The following is a 16,090-nucleotide window of genomic DNA, read 5'->3' on the forward strand; positions in this document are numbered from 1 at the left end:
CCGGACAGCGCCCACAGGTACCGACGACGACCGGGGCCCCGACTCATCGCGCGGAGCCCTGGTCGCGGCCGGGCAACCCCTCTACGCTGCATCGGAGCATGCCGGGCGAAGGGGGTCGCATGAGATCAAGGCAGCGTCGCGTCTCCGTGTTCCTGCAGGTCGTCGGCCTCCTCGCGTGGCTGGCGTCGGCCGTCTCGTCGATCGTGCTCGTGGTGCACGACGAGTCGCGGGACCTACGGGTCGTCCCGTGCGCGACGATCGCCGTCTCGCTCGCCGTCATCACGCTGCTCGTCCCGCCGGAGGTCACGCCGCTGCCCGCCCTGTCCGGCCGCCGACGGCGGAGCGTGGCCGCGTTCGGCCGGCTGGTGGTGCGGGTGTGCTGGCTGCTGCGTGGCCTGGCGACCGGTGCGGCCGCGTGGGTCGTGACGTGGAACGCCGACTCGGCGGCCTTCCAACCGCTGACAGCGGCCCTGGTCGCGGCCTCGATGACGCTCGCCACCGCGGGCCAGCTCGGGCAGCATGCCGCGGGGTTCGTCACGGCGGCCGAGGACCTGCGCGGGAGGGGGCTGCTGAACCGGTTGGGCACGATCGTCGTCGCGGCGGTCACCGCCGGCTCCGCGGGCCTCGTCGCCGCGTTCGTGAACTGGTTCTGGGACCGGGCCGGGGAACCGGTCTGGACGCTCACCCGCGAGGACTGGGGTCTGCCCTCGTTCGTGGCCGGCCTGCTCACCGGCGTGACGACGTTCCTGGTCGTGGCGACGATCGCCGGTGCCGTGGGTGTGGCGATGATGTCGGTCGCCCTGGCCCTCGGACCGGGCAACGCCGTCGGACGATGGCTGGGCGCCCACTCACCGGTCCAGTACGCGCGCTGGATCGACAGCGTCCACGTGAACGTGCTGGGGTTCACCTACTCCGGCCCCGCCGTGCCCACGGAACGTGTCGCCCGGTCGATCTACCGCGGGGTGCGCGACAGCTCGGGCGTCCTGCACCCCGTCTTCCTCCGGATGCTGTCCGAGGACGTCCTGGCTGCCGCAGCCCGGCTGCTCCCGGCCGGAGCCCAGGAACCGTGGGTCTCGCTGCGCGCGGTCGGGGACCACGAGGAGATCTACCTCGAGTTCCTGCCCGCCGGAGCCGGCCCGGACGAGCCGCGCGAGACCCGCCGGCTCCACGACTTCGCCGAGGCCGCCGCTCTGCGGCGCCTCCGGACCGGGCTGCCCTCGCCGCTGGAGGGGCTGCCCGCGGAGGTGCGGTGCGCACCCCGGGGGACCCCGATGGGTGCGGGGCGATGGACCGACCTCGGCGACTCCACCGTGGGTGAGCCGAGGGCCGCCAACGGCGACCCGCTGGAGCCTGACTGGGCCGACGTGCCGGTCCGTGACGACCTGATCCGGGAGGTGGTGCGTCACCCGCCGGGCCCGCGCCGGGTGCGCGAGCAGCTCGGTCTGCCGCAGGTCCGGTGGTGACCGGCCGGACGCCGGAGAGCGCACACCGGGGAAGGAACCTCGCGCCGAGGGTGTGAACCGGGTCCCTGCAGCCTTACTGCTTGGAGCCTTACTGCCTGGAGCCCTACTGCCCGGAGCCCTACCCCGGCGACGGCGCCGCCCGGCGCTCGGCCGCCGCCGAGCGGCTCGTGCGCAGGTGCTCGCGGGCCAGCCGCGCGGCGGCCTCGGCGTCCTGGTCGCGGACGGCGTCGAGCAGCGCCCGGTGCTCGTCCGCGATGCCCGTCAGGTCGGAGTGCTGGGCCAGGAGCCACCGCACCCGGCTGGCGGTGACGGCGTGCAGCTCGGCGAGCACGGGGTTGCCCGACGCCGCGACGACCGCCTCGTGGAAGTCCGCCGCCGCCCGCCGTGCCGCCGGGGCGTCGCCGCGCCGGGCGGCGGCGTCCTCGCGCTCCCATGCCTCGGTCAGGGCCGCGAGCTGCTCCGGGGTGCGCCGCCGCGCGGCGAGCCGGAACTGCGTGGGGTCGGTCGCCTCGCGCACCTCCTGCAGGTGCGCGACGTCGGCGTCGGTGAACTCCCGCACGACGGCCCAGGTCCGCGGGCGCGGCGTGACCAGCCCCTCCGCGACGAGCGCCCGCAGGGCGTCCCGCACCGGGATGCGGCTCACGCCCAGCTCCGCGGCGAGGTCGCGTTCGACGAGCCGGCTGCCGGGCGCGCGGGTGCCGTCCACGATCTGCTCGCGGACGGCACGCGCGACCCGCACCGACTCGGGCTCGAAGTCGCCGTCCGGCGGCATGCTCATGGGCGCCATCCTGCCAGGAACTGAAATGGGATACCATTTTACGCCGCCTGCCCCACCGAGGAAGGAACCCTCATGACGAGCACCACCCCCGTCACCGTCCTGCGCGACGTGCGCCCCTGGGGCGGCGAGCGCAGCGACCTGCACATCGCCGACGGCGTGATCACCGCCGTCCTCCCCCACGACCCGGCAGCGGGCGGCGCCGCCCGCGACACCGGCGGCGGCGCGCCCGGCGGGACCGTCGAGGGCGCGCCCGGCGGGACCGTCGAGGGCGCGCCCGGCGTCGTCGACGGCGGCGGCCTGCTCGCGTTGCCCGGCCTGGTCAACGCGCACGCGCACGTCGACAAGTCGTGGTGGGGCAAGCCGTGGGTGAGCTACGGCGGGGAGCCGGGCACGCAGGGCCGGATCGCGCACGAGCGCGCGCACCGCGACGAGCTCGGCATCCCGGGCGTCGACGTGACGCTCGCCGTGCTGCGCGAGTCGGTCCGCACCGGCACCACCGCCGTCCGCTCGCACGTGGACGTCGACCTGGGTGTGGGGCTGCGCGGCATCGAGGTGGTGCGCGAGGCCGTCGCCGCCCTGGGCGGTGCGGTGCACGCCGAGATCGTGGCGTTCCCGCAGGACGGCGTGCTGCGTCGCCCGGGCGTGCTGGACCTGCTCGACCAGGCGGCGGCCGCCGGGGCCGAGCACGTCGGCGGCCTGGACCCGGCGTCCATCGACCGCGACCCGGTGGGCCAGCTCGACGGCCTGTTCGCGATCGCGGAGCGGCGCGGCGTCGGCATCGACGTGCACCTGCACGACGGCGGCGAGCTGGGCGCGTTCCAGATCGAGCTGATGATCGACCGCACCGTCCGGTCCGGCCTGCAGGGCAAGGTCAACGTGGCGCACGGCTTCGCCGTCGGGCAGCTCGCGGGCACCCGCCAGGCCGACCTGGTCGCGGCGATGGGCGAGGCGGGCATCACGATGACCACGGTCGCGCCGATCGGCGCCGCTCCCCTGCCGCTGCACGCGCTGCGCGCCGCCGGCGTCGCCGTGGGCCTGGGCACGGACGGCATCCGTGACCTGTGGTCCCCCTACGGCACCGGGGACCTGCTCACGCTGACCACGCAGCTCGCCCGCCTGTCCGGCTTCCGGCGCGACGAGGACCTGGTCACCGCGGCCCGCATCGCCTCGGCCGACGCCGCCCGCTTCGTCGGCCGCGCGGCGCACGACCTGGTTGCCGGCGCACCGGCCGACGTCGTGCTGGTCGACGCCCAGAACGTGCCCGACGCCGTGGTCCGCGCCCCGCGCCGCGCCCTCGTGGTCGCGGCCGGCCGGGTCGTCGCCAGGGACGGCGAGGTCCTGGTCTGAGGTGAGGGGTGAGCCGACGGCAGGCCCGGTGCCCCGTCATCGGCCCATCGCATTGATCGAACCAATCGCCCCGCGATCCCGTAGCCGTCCCACGCAACACCTTGACCCGCAGCGCTCCCGTCCGTAGATTGCAGGCATTTCATCGGATGTTTGCGAGGGAGCGGCATGGCCACGATCACCGGAGTGCGCGTCGAGGACGTGCGGTTCCCGACGTCGGCCACCGCCGACGGCTCGGACGCGATGAACAAGGACGCCGACTACTCGGCGGCCTACGTCGTGCTGGAGACCGACGCGCCCGACCCCGCCGCCTCGGAATCCGCCGGCCCGTCCGGATCCGGAGGCACGCTCGGCGGGTACGGCCTGACGTTCACGATCGGCCGGGGCAACGACATCGTGGCGGAGGCCGCGCGGCAGCAGGCCGCGGTGCTCGTGGGCCGCGACGTCGACGAGCTCGTCGCGGACATGGGCGCGGTCTACCGCGACCTGACCGCCGACAGCCAGCTGCGCTGGCTCGGACCCGAGAAGGGCGTGGTGCACCTGTCGCTGGCGGCCGTGCTCAACGCCGCCTGGGACCTGGCGGCGCGCCGCGCGGGCAAGCCGCTGTGGCGGCTGCTCGTGGACATGACCCCCGAGCAGCTCGTCGACGTCGCCGACCTGCGCTACCTCTCCGACGCCCTGACCCGCGACGAGGCGCTGGCGATCCTGAGGTCCCGGGAAGCAGGACGGCAGGAGCGCCTGGACCACCTGGAGCGCACCGGCTACCCCGTCTACACGACGTCGGCCGGCTGGCTCGGCTACAGCGACGACAAGCTGCGGCGGCTGTGCCAGGAGGCCGTGGACGCCGGGTACCAGCACGTGAAGCTGAAGGTCGGGGCGAACCTCGACGAGGACGTCCGCCGGCTGACCATCGCGCGCGAGGTGCTGGGCCCCGACCGGAACCTGATGATCGACGCCAACCAGGTGTGGGACGTGCCGCAGGCGATCGAGTGGATGCGCGAGCTGGCGCGGTTCGACCCCCTGTGGATCGAGGAGCCCACCTCGCCCGACGACATCCTGGGCCACGCCGCGGTGCGCCGCGCCGTCGCGCCGGTCGGCGTCGCGACGGGCGAGCACTGCCACAACCGCGTGATGTTCAAGCAGCTCTTCCAGGCCGAGGCGATCGACTACTGCCAGCTCGACACCGGGCGGCTGGCCAGCATCAACGAGATCGTCGCCGTGCTGCTGCTCGCGGCCAGGTTCGGCGTGCCGGTGTGCCCGCACGCGGGCGGCGTCGGCCTGTGCGAGATGGTGCAGCACGTCTCCGTGCTGGACTACGTGGCGATCGGCGGCGACCTCACCGGCCGCGTGACCGAGTACGTGGACCACCTGCACGAGCACTTCACCGCCCCGTGCGTCGTCGCCGACCGGGGCGCGGGCACCGCGTACGTGCTGCCGGCGCTGCCCGGCTACTCCACGCAGATGTACGAGGAGTCGATCGACCGGTTCCGGTTCCCGGACGGGACGTACTGGGTGGGCGAGACCTCGGTGGGCGGCGCTCCGGTACGCGACACACCTGTGCCGGATACTTCTGTGCGGGATACTTCGGGGCATGTCCCGCACTGACGAGGTCGTCGACGGCATCCGCAGGATGATCCTCGACGGCAGGCTGCGACCCGGCGACCGCCTGCCGGTGGAGAAGGACCTGGCCGACGAGCTCCAGGTCTCCCGCGGCTCCCTGCGCGAGGGCGTGCGCGCGCTGTCGATCCTCGGCGTGCTGCACACCCGGCAGGGTGACGGCACGTACGTCACCAGCCTCGACGCCGCGCGCCTGCTCTCCCCCATGGCCCTGGTCCTCGACCTGCAGGACGACGGCGCGCTGCCCGCCTTCCACAGCGTCCGCCGCGTCCTGGAGACGGAGGCCGCCGGGCTGGCGGCCACCCGGATGACCGACGAGGCGCTCGCCGAGGCCCGGGCCGTCCTGGACCAGGTCGCCGGGGTGCTGGACGGCGCGGAGGTGGACCACGACCGGTTCATCGAGGTCGACATCGCGTTCCACCGCGTGATCGCGGCGCACACCGGCAACCCGGTGCTGGAGGCGCTGATCGAGTCGTTCGCCGGCCGCACCGTGCGGGCGCGCCTGTGGCGCGTGCTGCACGCCGAGGGCATCGAGGCGCGCACGCACGGCGAGCACGAGGCCGTCTGGCGTGCGCTCGCCGCGCGTGATCCCGAGGCCGCCCGGATCCGGATGGCGGCCCACCTCCTGGGCGTCGAGGACTGGCTGCCGAAGCCGGAGAACCTGGACGAGGACTCCTGACACGTGCGGGCGGGTCTGCCACGCGCTACTCGTACAGCACCGCGGCGATCTCCTCGTCGTCGATGTTCGTCTGGTCGTACCAGTAGAAGCCGGAGTCGATGACAGGCTCGACCTCCTCGCCGTCGATCGCGGCGACGGCGGCCTTCACCGTCTCGTAGCCCATCTTGATCGGGTCCTGGGTGATCGCCCCGGCCATCAGGCCGTCGCGGATCGCGTCGGTCTGCGCCTTGCCGGAGTCGAAGCCGATCACGGTGAGCTCGCCCGACCGCCCGGACTCCTGGACCGCCTTGACGACGCCGATCGCCGACCCCTCGTTGGTGCCGTAGATGCCCTTGAGGTCGGGGTGGGCCTGCATGATCGCCTTCGCGGCGTCGGCCGACTTGAGCTGGTCGCCCGCGGCGTACTGGGTGTCGACGATCTCGATGTCCGGCGCGTTCTCGTGGATGTACGCGGTGAACCCCTCGACGCGCTGCTGCCCGGTCTGCGACGTCTGGTCGTGCCCCACGATCGCGATCTTGCCGCTGCCGACCAGCTCGGCCATGTGCTTGGCCGCCTCGGCCGACGCGGCGAGGTTGTCCGTGGACACCGTGGTCACCGGCACGTCGGAGTCCACGCCCGAGTCGAAGGCGATGACGGGGATCCCCCGCGACTGCGCGTCCGTCATCATCGGGATGGACGCCTCGGAGTCCAGGGCCGCGTAGCCGATCGCGTCCGGGCTCTTGTCCAGGGCCGTCTGCAGCATGGTGAGCTGCTTCTCCACCTCGGTCTCGGTCTCCGGCCCCTCGAACGTGACCTCGACGCCGAGCTCGGCCGCGGCGTCGTCGGCGCCCTGCTTGACCGCCTGCCAGAACTGGTGCTGGAAACCCTTCGAGACCAGGGCCACGTACGGCTTGTCCCCCGTCCCGGGCGCCCCGCCTCCCGAGCCGCCCGAGGCGCACGCCCCGAGGGCGAGGACGGCGACGGACGCGGCGAGGGCCATCAGGCGCCTGCGCGTGGTGCTGCTGCTGTTCATCCGGGTCCAGCTCCTTCGGTGGTCGGTTCGAACGTCCGTGGTCGGTCGAACGTCCGTGGTCGGTTCGAACGTCCGTGGTCGGACGGCGGCGTCAGGCTTCCTTGCCCCGCCGCAGCATGTCGGCGTACACCGCCAGCACGATCACGATGCCGACGGCGACCTTCTGCCACTCCTGCGGGATCGACATGATCCGCAGGCCGTTGGTGAGCGTCGCCATGATCAGCGCGCCGATGACGGTGCCGAGGATCGTCGCCTTGCCGCCGCGCAGCGAGGTGCCGCCGATGACGACGGCGGCGATGGCCTCCAGCTCGTACCCCAGCCCGAGGCCGGGCTGCGCGGAGTTGAGGCGCGAGGCCATGACGACGCCGGCGAGCCCCGTGAACAGGCCGGCCACGACGTAGATGACCACCTTCCACCGACGCACGTCGACGCCGGAGATCGCCGTCGCCTCCTCGTTGGAGCCGATCGACAGGGCGTAGCGCCCCGTGAGCGTCTTGCTGAGCGTCACGCCCGCCAGCACGGCGGCGACGAAGAAGATGAGGACGGCGTTGGGCAGCCCGGGCACGAGCTCGCCGCCCGCGAGCTGGCCGAACCCGGGCACGTCGCTGAAGTAGATGGGCTTGGTCCCCGAGATGACCAGCGAGAGCCCCTGCGCCACCATCATCATCGCGAGCGTGGCGATGAACGGCGGCAGCCGGAGGTACGCGACGTTCAGCCCGTTGAGCAGGCCGATCAGCGCCCCGATCGCCAGCCCGCCCAGCACCCCGACCACGAGCGGCAGCCCGAGGTTCGCCAGGAACACGCCGGTCATCACCGAGCACAGCGTCATGCCGGTACCCACGGACAGGTCGATCCCGCCCGTCGCGATGACGAGCGTGGCGCCCAGCGCCATGATCCCGGTGACGGCGGTGGCGAGCAGGATGCCCTTCACGTTGGCCCAGTCGAGGAAGTACGGGCTCGCCACCGAGAAGAACACGAAGATGACCACCAGCCCGCCGAAGGCGAGGAGCTGCTGGAGCTGCTGGCGGTTGCCGAGCCTGGTGACATTCATGCGTCGCCTCCGGTCGTGACGAGCGAGCGGTCGGCACCGAACCGCGTCGCGAGCTCCATGATGTGGTGCTGGGTCGCGTCGGCGTTGGCGAGCGTCCCGGTGACCCGGCCCTCGCACATGACGACGATCCGGTCGGCCAGCCGCAGCACCTCCGGCAGCTCCGACGAGATGACGACGATCGACTTGCCCTGCGCGGCCAGGCCCGTGAGCAGGGTGTAGATCTCGTCCTTGGCGCCGACGTCGATCCCGCGCGTCGGCTCGTCGACGATCAGCACGTCGCAGTCCCGCACCAGCCACTTGGCCAGGACCACCTTCTGCTGGTTGCCGCCCGAGAGGTTCTTGGCCCGCTGGGTCACCGACGGGGTCCGGATCGAGAGCCGGTCCACCATCTCGGCGGCGACCCGACGCCCGTCGGCGTCCCGCACGAACCCGCCGCGCGTCATGCCGGGCAGCGAGGACAGCATGACGTTGCGGACCACGTCCTGGTCCAGCAGCAGGCCGTAGCGCTTGCGGTCCTCGGAGAGGTAGCCGATGCCGTGCCGGACGGCGTCGGCAGGACTGCGCACCGTGACCGGCTTGCCGTTCACCTCGACCACGCCCGTGGACCGGTCCGCCCCGATGATAGCCCGGGCCACCTCCGTGCGGCCGGCGCCCATGAGCCCCGCGAGGCCGAGGATCTCGCCGCGGTACAGCTCGAAGGACACGTCCTTGAGCAGAGCGCGGGTGCTGAGGCCCCGCACCGCGAGCGCCACCTCACGGTCCGCCACCCCGGGTGCGGGCTCCGGCCGCACCCCGGTCGCGAGCTGTCGCCCCACCATGGCGGCGATGACGTCCCGCGTCGCGGTCCCCGCCGTGGGCAGCGTGTCGACGTACCGGCCGTCGCGCAGCACGGTGATGCGGTCGGAGATCTCCTTGATCTCGTCCATCCGGTGCGACACGTAGATGACGCCGGTGCGCGGGGAGACGAAGTCGCGCACGATGCGGAACAGCGTGGCGACCTCGGTCTCGGTCAGCGCCGCCGTCGGCTCGTCCATGATCAGCACGCGGGCGTCGAACGAGAGCGCCTTGGCGATCTCGACCATCTGCTGGCCGGCGACGCTCAGGTGCGCCACGGGCTGCCGCGGGTCCAGGGGGATGCCGAGCCGCTCGAAGAGCCTGCCCGCGCGCCGCTCCAGCTCGTCGTCGCGGATGAGCAGCCCGGCGCGCCGGGGCTCGCGACCGATGAAGATGTTCTGCGCGACCGTGAGGTCGGGCATGAGGTGGAACTCCTGGTGGATCACGCTGATGCCGAGCTCGTTGGCCTGCCGGGGGCCGGCCGGGCTCATGGGCGCGCCGTCGAGCTCCATGGTCCCCGCGTCGGGCCGGTGGATCCCGGACAGCAGCTTGAGGAGCGTGGACTTGCCCGCCCCGTTCTCGCCGACGAGCGCCAGCACCTCGCCGTGCCGCAGGTCGAGGTGGACGTCGTCGAGCGCGCGCACCCCGGGGAAGGACTTGCTGATCCCCGTGGCACGAAGAAGTGCCGGGCCGTCCGTCACGTGAGCTCCCTTGCGTACGTGCCTCGCATCCAACCGCTGGCATTCAACCGCAGACATCGGATGCATCTCAAGGCTTTCCGCAAGATTCATGCGAATTTGCCCCGTTCGACGGGCGTGGGGCACAGATAGATCGGACGTTTATCGTCCGGTCAGAGCTCTGCGTCCGGCACTGCGTCCGGCACTGCGTCCGGCACTGTTTCCGGGACCGCGTCCGGGGCGAGCAGGCCGGCGTCGGCGAGCGCCTGCCACAGCTCCCCCGGAACCCGCACGGCTGCCCGCTGCGCGGCCTGCACCGCGTGCCCGGGCTCCCCGAGTCCCACGACGGTGCTCACCACTGCCGGGTGCGTGCGCACGTAGGCGAGCGCCGCCTGGGGCAGCGTGACGCCGTGCTCCTCGCACACCGCCGCGATGCGGCGGGCGCGGTCGAGCGGTCCGGCGGGGACGGGCGCGTAGTCGTAGGTCGCGTCCGACGGCGGCCGGTCGTGCGCCAGGAGCCCCGAGTTGTAGACGGCGGCCGCGACGACCGCCACGCCGCGCTCGGCAGCGGCGGGGAGCAGGTCGGCCAGCGCGGGCTGCTCCAGGAGCGTGAACCGCCCGGCGCACATGACGACGTCGACGTCGGTCTCGCGCACGAACCGGGTCAGCATCGCGGACTGGTTCATCCCGGCGCCGATCGCGCCGACGACACCCTGGTCGCGCAGCTCGACCAGCGCGGGCAGCGCCTCGTGGGCCGCCTGCGCCCAGTGCTCGTCGGGGTCGTGCAGGTAGACGACGTCGAACCGGTCCAGGCCCGTGCGCTCCAGGCTGGCCTCGATCGAGGCCAGCACGCCGTCGCGGGAGAAGTCCCAGACCCGGCGCGCGGTGGCCGGCACGTCGAACATCTCGGGGTCGGTGCGGTCGGCGGTCTCGGGCGACGGGACGAGCAGTCGTCCGACCTTCGTGGAGACCACCACCTCGCCGCGCGGCCGGGTGCGCAGGTAGGCGCCGAGCCGGCGCTCCGACAGGCCGAGGCCGTAGTGCGGCGCCGTGTCGAAGTAGCGGATCCCGGCGTCCCACGCGGCCTCGAAGGTCGCGTGGACCGCCTCGTCCGTGGTCGCCCGGTACAGGTTGCCGGCCGGGGCGGCACCGCATCCGAGCGTGGTGAGCCGGACGCCGGTGGCGCGCACCTCGGTGGTCAGCATGGGGGTCCTCCTCGACGGCACCGGCGAAAACATCAGATGTATAGCACGCCTGCGCCCGGAGCGGGTCCTCCCAGCGGCTGCTCGGCCGGCTCGCACGAGGCACAATGCAGGATGACCACTGACGAGAACCCCCCGGTCGACGTCAAGCCCCGCTCCCGCCAGGTGACCGACGGCCTCGAGGCCACCGCGTCGCGCGGCATGCTCCGCGCCGTCGGGCTGGGTGACGACGACTTCGCCAAACCGCAGATCGGCGTCGCGAGCTCGTGGAACGAGATCACGCCCTGCAACCTCTCGCTGGACCGGCTCGCGAAGGCGAGCAAGGAGGGTGTGCACGCCGCGGGCGGCTACCCGCTGGAGTTCGGCACCATCTCCGTCTCGGACGGCATCTCGATGGGGCACGAGGGCATGCACTTCTCGCTCGTGTCGCGCGAGGTGATCGCCGACTCCGTCGAGACCGTCATGCAGGCCGAGCGCCTGGACGGCTCGGTGCTGCTGGCCGGGTGCGACAAGTCGCTGCCGGGCATGCTGATGGCCGCCGCCCGCCTGGACCTGTCCAGCGTGTTCCTCTACGCGGGCTCGATCATGCCGGGCTGGGTCAAGCTGACGGACGGCACCGAGAAGCAGGTCACCATCATCGACGCCTTCGAGGCGGTCGGCGCGTGCGCGCGCGGGCTGATGAGCCAGGAGGACGTCGACCGCATCGAGCGGGCGATCTGCCCCGGCGAGGGCGCCTGCGGCGGCATGTACACGGCCAACACGATGGCGTCGGCGGCCGAGGCGCTCGGCATGTCGCTGCCCGGCTCCGCGGCGCCGCCCGCGGCCGACCGCCGCCGCGACACGTGGGCGCACCGGTCGGGCGAGGCCGTGGTGAACCTGCTGCGCAAGGGCATCACGGCGCGCGACATCCTGACCAAGGAGGCGTTCGAGAACGCCATCGCCGTGGTCATGGCGTTCGGCGGGTCCACGAACGCGGTGCTGCACCTGCTCGCCATCGCGCACGAGGCCGAGGTGGAGCTCACCCTCGACGACTTCTCCCGCGTGGCCGACCGCGTGCCGCACCTGGGCGACCTCAAGCCGTTCGGCCGGTACGTGATGAACGACGTCGACCGCATCGGCGGCGTGCCCGTGGTGATGAAGGCGCTGCTCGACGCCGGGCTGCTGCACGGGGACGCCCTGACCGTCACGGGCCGCACCATGGCCGAGAACCTCGCCGACATCGCGCCGCCCGACCCGGACGGCAAGATCCTGCGCGCGATGGACAACCCGATCCACCGCACCGGCGGCATCACGATCCTGAACGGGTCGCTGGCCCCGCAGGGCGCCGTCGTGAAGTCGGCGGGCTTCGACTCGGACGTGTTCGAGGGCACCGCGCGCGTGTTCGAGCGCGAGCGGGGCGCGCTCGACGCGCTGGAGGACGGGACGATCCAGGCCGGCGACGTCGTCGTCATCCGCTACGAGGGCCCCAAGGGCGGGCCGGGCATGCGCGAGATGCTCGCCATCACCGGCGCGATCAAGGGCGCGGGCCTCGGCAAGGACGTGCTGCTCATCACCGACGGTCGCTTCTCCGGCGGCACCACGGGCCTGTGCGTGGGGCACATCGCGCCCGAGGCCGTGGACGCCGGTCCCATCGCCTTCGTGCGCGACGGCGACCGCATCCGCCTCGACGTGGCGAGCAAGACCCTCGACCTCCTGGTCGACCCCGCCGAGCTGGAGGCCCGCTCGACGGGCTGGGCTCCCCTGCCCCACTCCTACCAGCGCGGCGTGCTCGCCAAGTACTCGAAGCTGGTCCAGTCGGCGTCGAAGGGGGCCGTGCTCGAGTAGACAAGCCCACACTGCGGACCAGGTCGTTGCCGAAGGTAACTATCTGGCACGATGGCGGTGTGACGAACGACGGTGGTAGCGGCGGTTCAGGGGACGATCGAGACTTCCGCTTTCGCGACATCGCCGTCGTCGCCTACCTGCCGTCCGTCGTCAGCTCGGTCGGCCACGGCGCGGTCATGCCCGTACTGGCGATCCACGCCGGCGACCTCGGGGCGGGTACCGCGCTGGCGGCGCTCGTCGTCGCGCTGCTGGGGATCGGTCAGCTCGCCAACTCGCTGCCGTCGGGCGCGCTCGTCGCGCGGCTCGGCGAGCGCCGCACCCTGGTGATCGCCGGGCTCGTCGACGCGGTGGCGATGCTGGTCGCGTTCTTCGTGCCCTCGGTCTGGCTGCTGTGCGTCTGCGTCTTCGTCAGCGGCATGAGCTGGACGGCGTTCCTCCTGGCCCGGCAGGGGTTCCTCATCGACGCGGTACCGGTGAGCCACCGGGCGCGCGGCATGGCGCTGCTCGGCGGGTCGATGCGGCTCGGCATCCTGGTCGGCCCGTTGCTGGGCGCGCTGCTGATCCACCTGTTCGACGTGCGCTCGGTGTTCCTGCTCGCGGCGTGCGCGTCGGTCGCGTCCGCGCTGATCGTCACGCGGATGCCGGACTTCGGCCGCGTACGCCGCGGCGCCGTCCCGCTGCCGGTGCACTCGGTGCTCCGGGAGCACCGCCGCACGCTGCTCACGCTCGGCGTGGCCGTCATCATCATCGGCGCGTCGCGGTCGGTGCGCACCGGCCTGCTGCCGCTGTGGGCCGACCACGTGCACATCTCCGCCGCGGTGGTCTCCCTGCTGTTCGCGGTCGCCGCGACGATCGACATCGCGCTCACCCTGCCGGGCGGCTGGCTGCTCGACACCAAGGGCCGCCGGGTGGTGGCGGTGCCGGTCGTGCTCGCCGTCGGCGTCGGCTGCCTGCTCCTTCCCCTCGCCGACTCGGCGCTCACCGTCGGCCTGGTGATGGCGCTCATCGCGCTCGGCAACGGGCTGGGCTCGGGGATCGTCATGACCCTGGGCGCCGACGTCGCGCCCGAGGAGGGCCGGTCGCAGTTCCTCGGCGGCTGGCGGCTGTGCGGCGACATCGGCAACACCGGCGGGCCGCTGCTCGTCTCGGCGGTGGCCGCGATCGCGCCGCTCGCCGCAGCGCCCGTCCTCATCGGCGTGCTGGCGCTGCTCGGCGCGATCTGGGTGGGGCACTGGACCGGCAAGGCCGACCGGGACCGCCGCGCCGGGGGCGGCGCCGCCCCCGCGTAGGGACGGCGGGCGCGACGCGCTCCTCCGTGCCACGGTGAGACCGTGACAGCGTCGCCCGCACCCCCGGACCCGGCTGAGTCCGCTGACCCGACGGGCCCGACAGGCCCGGCCGGCCCGGCCGCCATCGACGCAGCCGTCGACGCCCTCTACACGCAGCCGCTCGACAGTTTCGTGGCCGCCCGCGACGCGGCGGCCCGCAAGGTGGCCGACGGCGGCGACCGGCTCGGCGCGGAGCGCCTCAAGCGGCTGCCCAAGCCGTCGGTCGCGGCCTGGGTGATCAACCACGTCGTGCGGGAGCGGCCGGACGACGTCGCGGCGCTCACCACCGTGGGCGACGAGCTCCGGGCCGCCACGCAGGACCGCGACCGCGCCCGGATCAAGGCGCTGGACCACCTGCGCCGCGAGCGGACGGAGGCCCTGGTCGGCGCGGTGCGGGACGCCGGCGAGGTGGACGGGCGGCCCGTCTCGGCCGCCGTCCTCGACCGTCTCACCGAGACCCTGACCGCCGCGGTCATGGACGCGGACGCCGGCGCGGCCGTGCGCGCCGGACGCCTCTCGCGCGGCCTGCAGCACGCCGGGTTCGGGATCGTGGACGAGCTCGGCGAGGAGGCAGACCTCGTGGCACTGCGCCCGGAGGCGGCGGAGCCGGACGCGACAGAGGCAGAGCCGGAGACGGCGGAGACCGAGCCGGACACGGCGGAGACCGAGCCGGACAAGGTCGCCGCAGAGCCGGACAGCGGGCGAGACACGGCGGAGGCCGCCGAACGGGCCGTCGAGGAGACCTCCGCGCAGGTGGACCGGCTGGAGGCCCGGCGCGACGACGCGAGCGACCGCCTGCGCGCCGCGGACGCCGCCGTCGAGCACGCGGAGGGCGAGACGGCACGCCTGGACGAGGAGCTCGCACGGCTGACCGCAGAGCGCGACGCGGCGCGCCGTGCCCTCGACGAGGCCCGGGCGGCGGCGGACGAGGCGCGCACCGACCTGACCGCCGTCGAGGAGGAGCTCGACGACGCGGAGGAGCGTGCGGCGCAGGCCCGCCGTCGTCGCCGGGCGGCGCGCGGCCGCTGAGTGCGGGCGCTGAGTGCCGGCAGGACGTCAGTCGTCCGGGCCGGGCTCCCGGACCGTGTGCAGCACGCGGACGTGCTGGTCGTCGACCGGCGCCGCATCCGGTCCGAGGTCCGGCGTGGTCCCGTGCTCCCGGAGCACGGCGATCACGGCCCGCCGGCTGGTGTGCCGCCGGATCTCGGCGGCCGCCTCGCGGTCGAGCCGGTCCAGGAGCTCAGCGGCGGCAGCGGGGTCGTCGAGCACGTCCGGCAGCTCTGCCGGCGGCACGCCCAGCTCGGTCAGTCGCGCGATCCGTAGCAGCCGGGCCAGGTGGCGCACGTCGTACTCGTGGTCGTCGTCGGCCGTACGTCTCGGCTCCTCGAGCAGCCCGATCTGGTGATAGTGCCGCAGGGCACGGATCGTCACGCCGGCGAGACCTGCCAGCTCGCTGCTGCGCACGGTCACCTCCTTCGGCGGCTCGACGACGTACGCCCCCGAGCGGAAGGCCTGCCTGCCCCTCCGCAGGGGCCCGCTGCGGAGGGGTTTGCTCGGTAGTTCCCGTCCCAGACACGGGAACTACCAATCGCAACGTATCAGGTGGGATGTGGCCTTCACCCGCAAGAATGCGCGGAAAGTCGGTAATGAGCTAGATCAATTCATCCACCTTTGTCACCCCTCTCGCCCCCGGAGATTTCTTATCGCGAAGACGGCCGGACGTCGGCCGGACCGGCCGGCCCGTCAGGGGCCACCAAGCGCCACCAACAGCTTCTCCACGGTCTCCTCAACGGTCGACTCCTGCCCCACGACGAACTCCTCCTCGACGCGCAGCCGGTCGTCGGGGGTGAACCAGTCCGCCATCTGCTCCGGCGTGAATTCGGCCGCCTGCGGCCGGGTCGTGTGCCGGCGGAGCGTCTCGTCGAACGGCACGTCCAGGTACGCGCACGCCGTCGTTCCGGCGTGGTCGGCGACCAGGGCGGTGAGCATGGGCCCGTAGTGGTCGCCGGCCAGGATTCCCTCCAGCACCACGGAGCAGCCGGCGTCGAGCGAGTGGCGCACCACGGTGTCGATCAGCCCGATGTTGACCCCGCCGGGCACGTCCTTCTCCCACAGCAGGATGCGGCGCAGGTAGTCCTGCTGCACGAGCGCCGTCCCCCGGCCCATCCGGCGGCGCAGCTCCGCGGCCACGGTCGACTTGCCCGCCCCGGACGGACCGCGCACGACGGCGAGGCGGGTCTCGGCGCTCCCGCTCAAGCCCTGCTCCCCATGCCCTGCCCGC

14 protein-coding genes are annotated in these 16,090 nt (G+C 73.3%); 7 read left to right on the plus strand and 7 right to left on the minus strand.

What is annotated here, in order from left to right; all coding sequences use genetic code 11:
• Nucleotides 1-119: 119 nt before the first annotated feature.
• Complete coding sequence (locus AB0I29_RS01485) at nucleotides 120-1,463, plus strand: hypothetical protein (protein WP_357477166.1); 1,344 nt, start codon at nucleotides 120-122, stop codon at nucleotides 1,461-1,463.
• A gap of 118 nt (nucleotides 1,464-1,581) precedes the next feature.
• On the opposite strand, the gene AB0I29_RS01490 is transcribed toward AB0I29_RS01485, so the two are convergent.
• A complete protein-coding gene (locus tag AB0I29_RS01490) occupies nucleotides 1,582-2,241 on the minus strand; it encodes a GntR family transcriptional regulator (RefSeq protein WP_285101348.1) in 660 nt (219 codons plus the stop codon).
• Nucleotides 2,242-2,313: 72 nt separating this feature from the next.
• Here AB0I29_RS01490 and AB0I29_RS01495 point away from each other — a divergent pair, with 72 nt between their 5' ends.
• The 3 genes from AB0I29_RS01495 to AB0I29_RS01505 all read left to right on the plus strand — a co-directional run bounded on the left by AB0I29_RS01495 (nucleotide 2,314) and on the right by AB0I29_RS01505 (nucleotide 5,881).
• Nucleotides 2,314-3,588, plus strand: coding sequence for an amidohydrolase family protein (locus tag AB0I29_RS01495; protein ID WP_357477171.1), 1,275 nt, complete (start codon nucleotides 2,314-2,316; stop codon nucleotides 3,586-3,588).
• A 165-nt stretch (nucleotides 3,589-3,753) separates the two neighbouring features.
• Nucleotides 3,754-5,190, plus strand: coding sequence for an enolase C-terminal domain-like protein (locus AB0I29_RS01500; protein WP_357477174.1), 1,437 nt, complete (start codon nucleotides 3,754-3,756; stop codon nucleotides 5,188-5,190).
• Nucleotides 5,177-5,881 carry a FadR/GntR family transcriptional regulator gene (locus AB0I29_RS01505; RefSeq protein ID WP_285101341.1) on the plus strand — a complete coding sequence of 235 codons (705 nt, stop codon included), beginning with the start codon at nucleotides 5,177-5,179 and terminating at the stop codon, nucleotides 5,879-5,881. The genes AB0I29_RS01500 and AB0I29_RS01505 overlap by 14 nt, the downstream gene beginning before the upstream one ends.
• 25 nt (nucleotides 5,882-5,906) lie before the next feature.
• On the opposite strand, the gene AB0I29_RS01510 is transcribed toward AB0I29_RS01505, so the two are convergent.
• The 4 genes from AB0I29_RS01510 to AB0I29_RS01525 form a co-directional block, all read right to left on the minus strand.
• Nucleotides 5,907-6,893 (minus strand): ABC transporter substrate-binding protein, encoded by a 987-nt coding sequence (locus tag AB0I29_RS01510; RefSeq protein WP_285101339.1) that lies wholly within the window; start codon nucleotides 6,891-6,893, stop codon nucleotides 5,907-5,909.
• Between the two features lie 91 nt (nucleotides 6,894-6,984).
• A complete protein-coding gene (locus tag AB0I29_RS01515; protein ID WP_285101337.1) occupies nucleotides 6,985-7,944 on the minus strand; it encodes an ABC transporter permease in 960 nt (319 codons plus the stop codon).
• Nucleotides 7,941-9,479 (minus strand): sugar ABC transporter ATP-binding protein, encoded by a 1,539-nt coding sequence (locus AB0I29_RS01520; RefSeq protein WP_357477181.1) that lies wholly within the window; start codon nucleotides 9,477-9,479, stop codon nucleotides 7,941-7,943. The genes AB0I29_RS01515 and AB0I29_RS01520 overlap by 4 nt, the downstream gene beginning before the upstream one ends.
• A gap of 149 nt (nucleotides 9,480-9,628) precedes the next feature.
• Nucleotides 9,629-10,660, minus strand: a complete 1,032-nt coding sequence (locus AB0I29_RS01525) for an aldo/keto reductase (protein WP_357477184.1) — start codon at nucleotides 10,658-10,660, stop codon at nucleotides 9,629-9,631.
• A gap of 111 nt (nucleotides 10,661-10,771) precedes the next feature.
• Between AB0I29_RS01525 and ilvD the strand changes: the two genes are divergently transcribed.
• From ilvD to AB0I29_RS01540, 3 genes are read left to right on the plus strand one after another with little or no spacing between them, the layout of a single operon-like run.
• The gene (gene ilvD / locus AB0I29_RS01530; protein ID WP_357477187.1) at nucleotides 10,772-12,481 is read left to right on the plus strand and encodes a dihydroxy-acid dehydratase; all 1,710 of its coding nucleotides are present in this window, start codon (nucleotides 10,772-10,774) and stop codon (nucleotides 12,479-12,481) included.
• 59 nt (nucleotides 12,482-12,540) lie between these two features.
• Nucleotides 12,541-13,770: an MFS transporter gene (locus AB0I29_RS01535; protein ID WP_357477191.1), complete on the plus strand. Its 1,230-nt coding sequence runs from the start codon at nucleotides 12,541-12,543 to the stop codon at nucleotides 13,768-13,770.
• Between the two features lie 42 nt (nucleotides 13,771-13,812).
• Complete coding sequence (locus AB0I29_RS01540) at nucleotides 13,813-14,838, plus strand: hypothetical protein (protein ID WP_357477194.1); 1,026 nt, start codon at nucleotides 13,813-13,815, stop codon at nucleotides 14,836-14,838.
• Between the two features lie 27 nt (nucleotides 14,839-14,865).
• On the opposite strand, the gene AB0I29_RS01545 is transcribed toward AB0I29_RS01540, so the two are convergent.
• Nucleotides 14,866-15,273, minus strand: a complete 408-nt coding sequence (locus tag AB0I29_RS01545) for a MerR family transcriptional regulator (protein WP_357477197.1) — start codon at nucleotides 15,271-15,273, stop codon at nucleotides 14,866-14,868.
• Between the two features lie 279 nt (nucleotides 15,274-15,552).
• Nucleotides 15,553-16,065 (minus strand): AAA family ATPase, encoded by a 513-nt coding sequence (locus tag AB0I29_RS01550; RefSeq protein ID WP_285101323.1) that lies wholly within the window; start codon nucleotides 16,063-16,065, stop codon nucleotides 15,553-15,555.
• Nucleotides 16,066-16,090: the final 25 nt, after the last annotated feature.

The organism is Promicromonospora sp. NPDC050262, assembly GCF_040655935.1.
GTDB lineage: Bacteria > Actinomycetota > Actinomycetes > Actinomycetales > Cellulomonadaceae > Promicromonospora.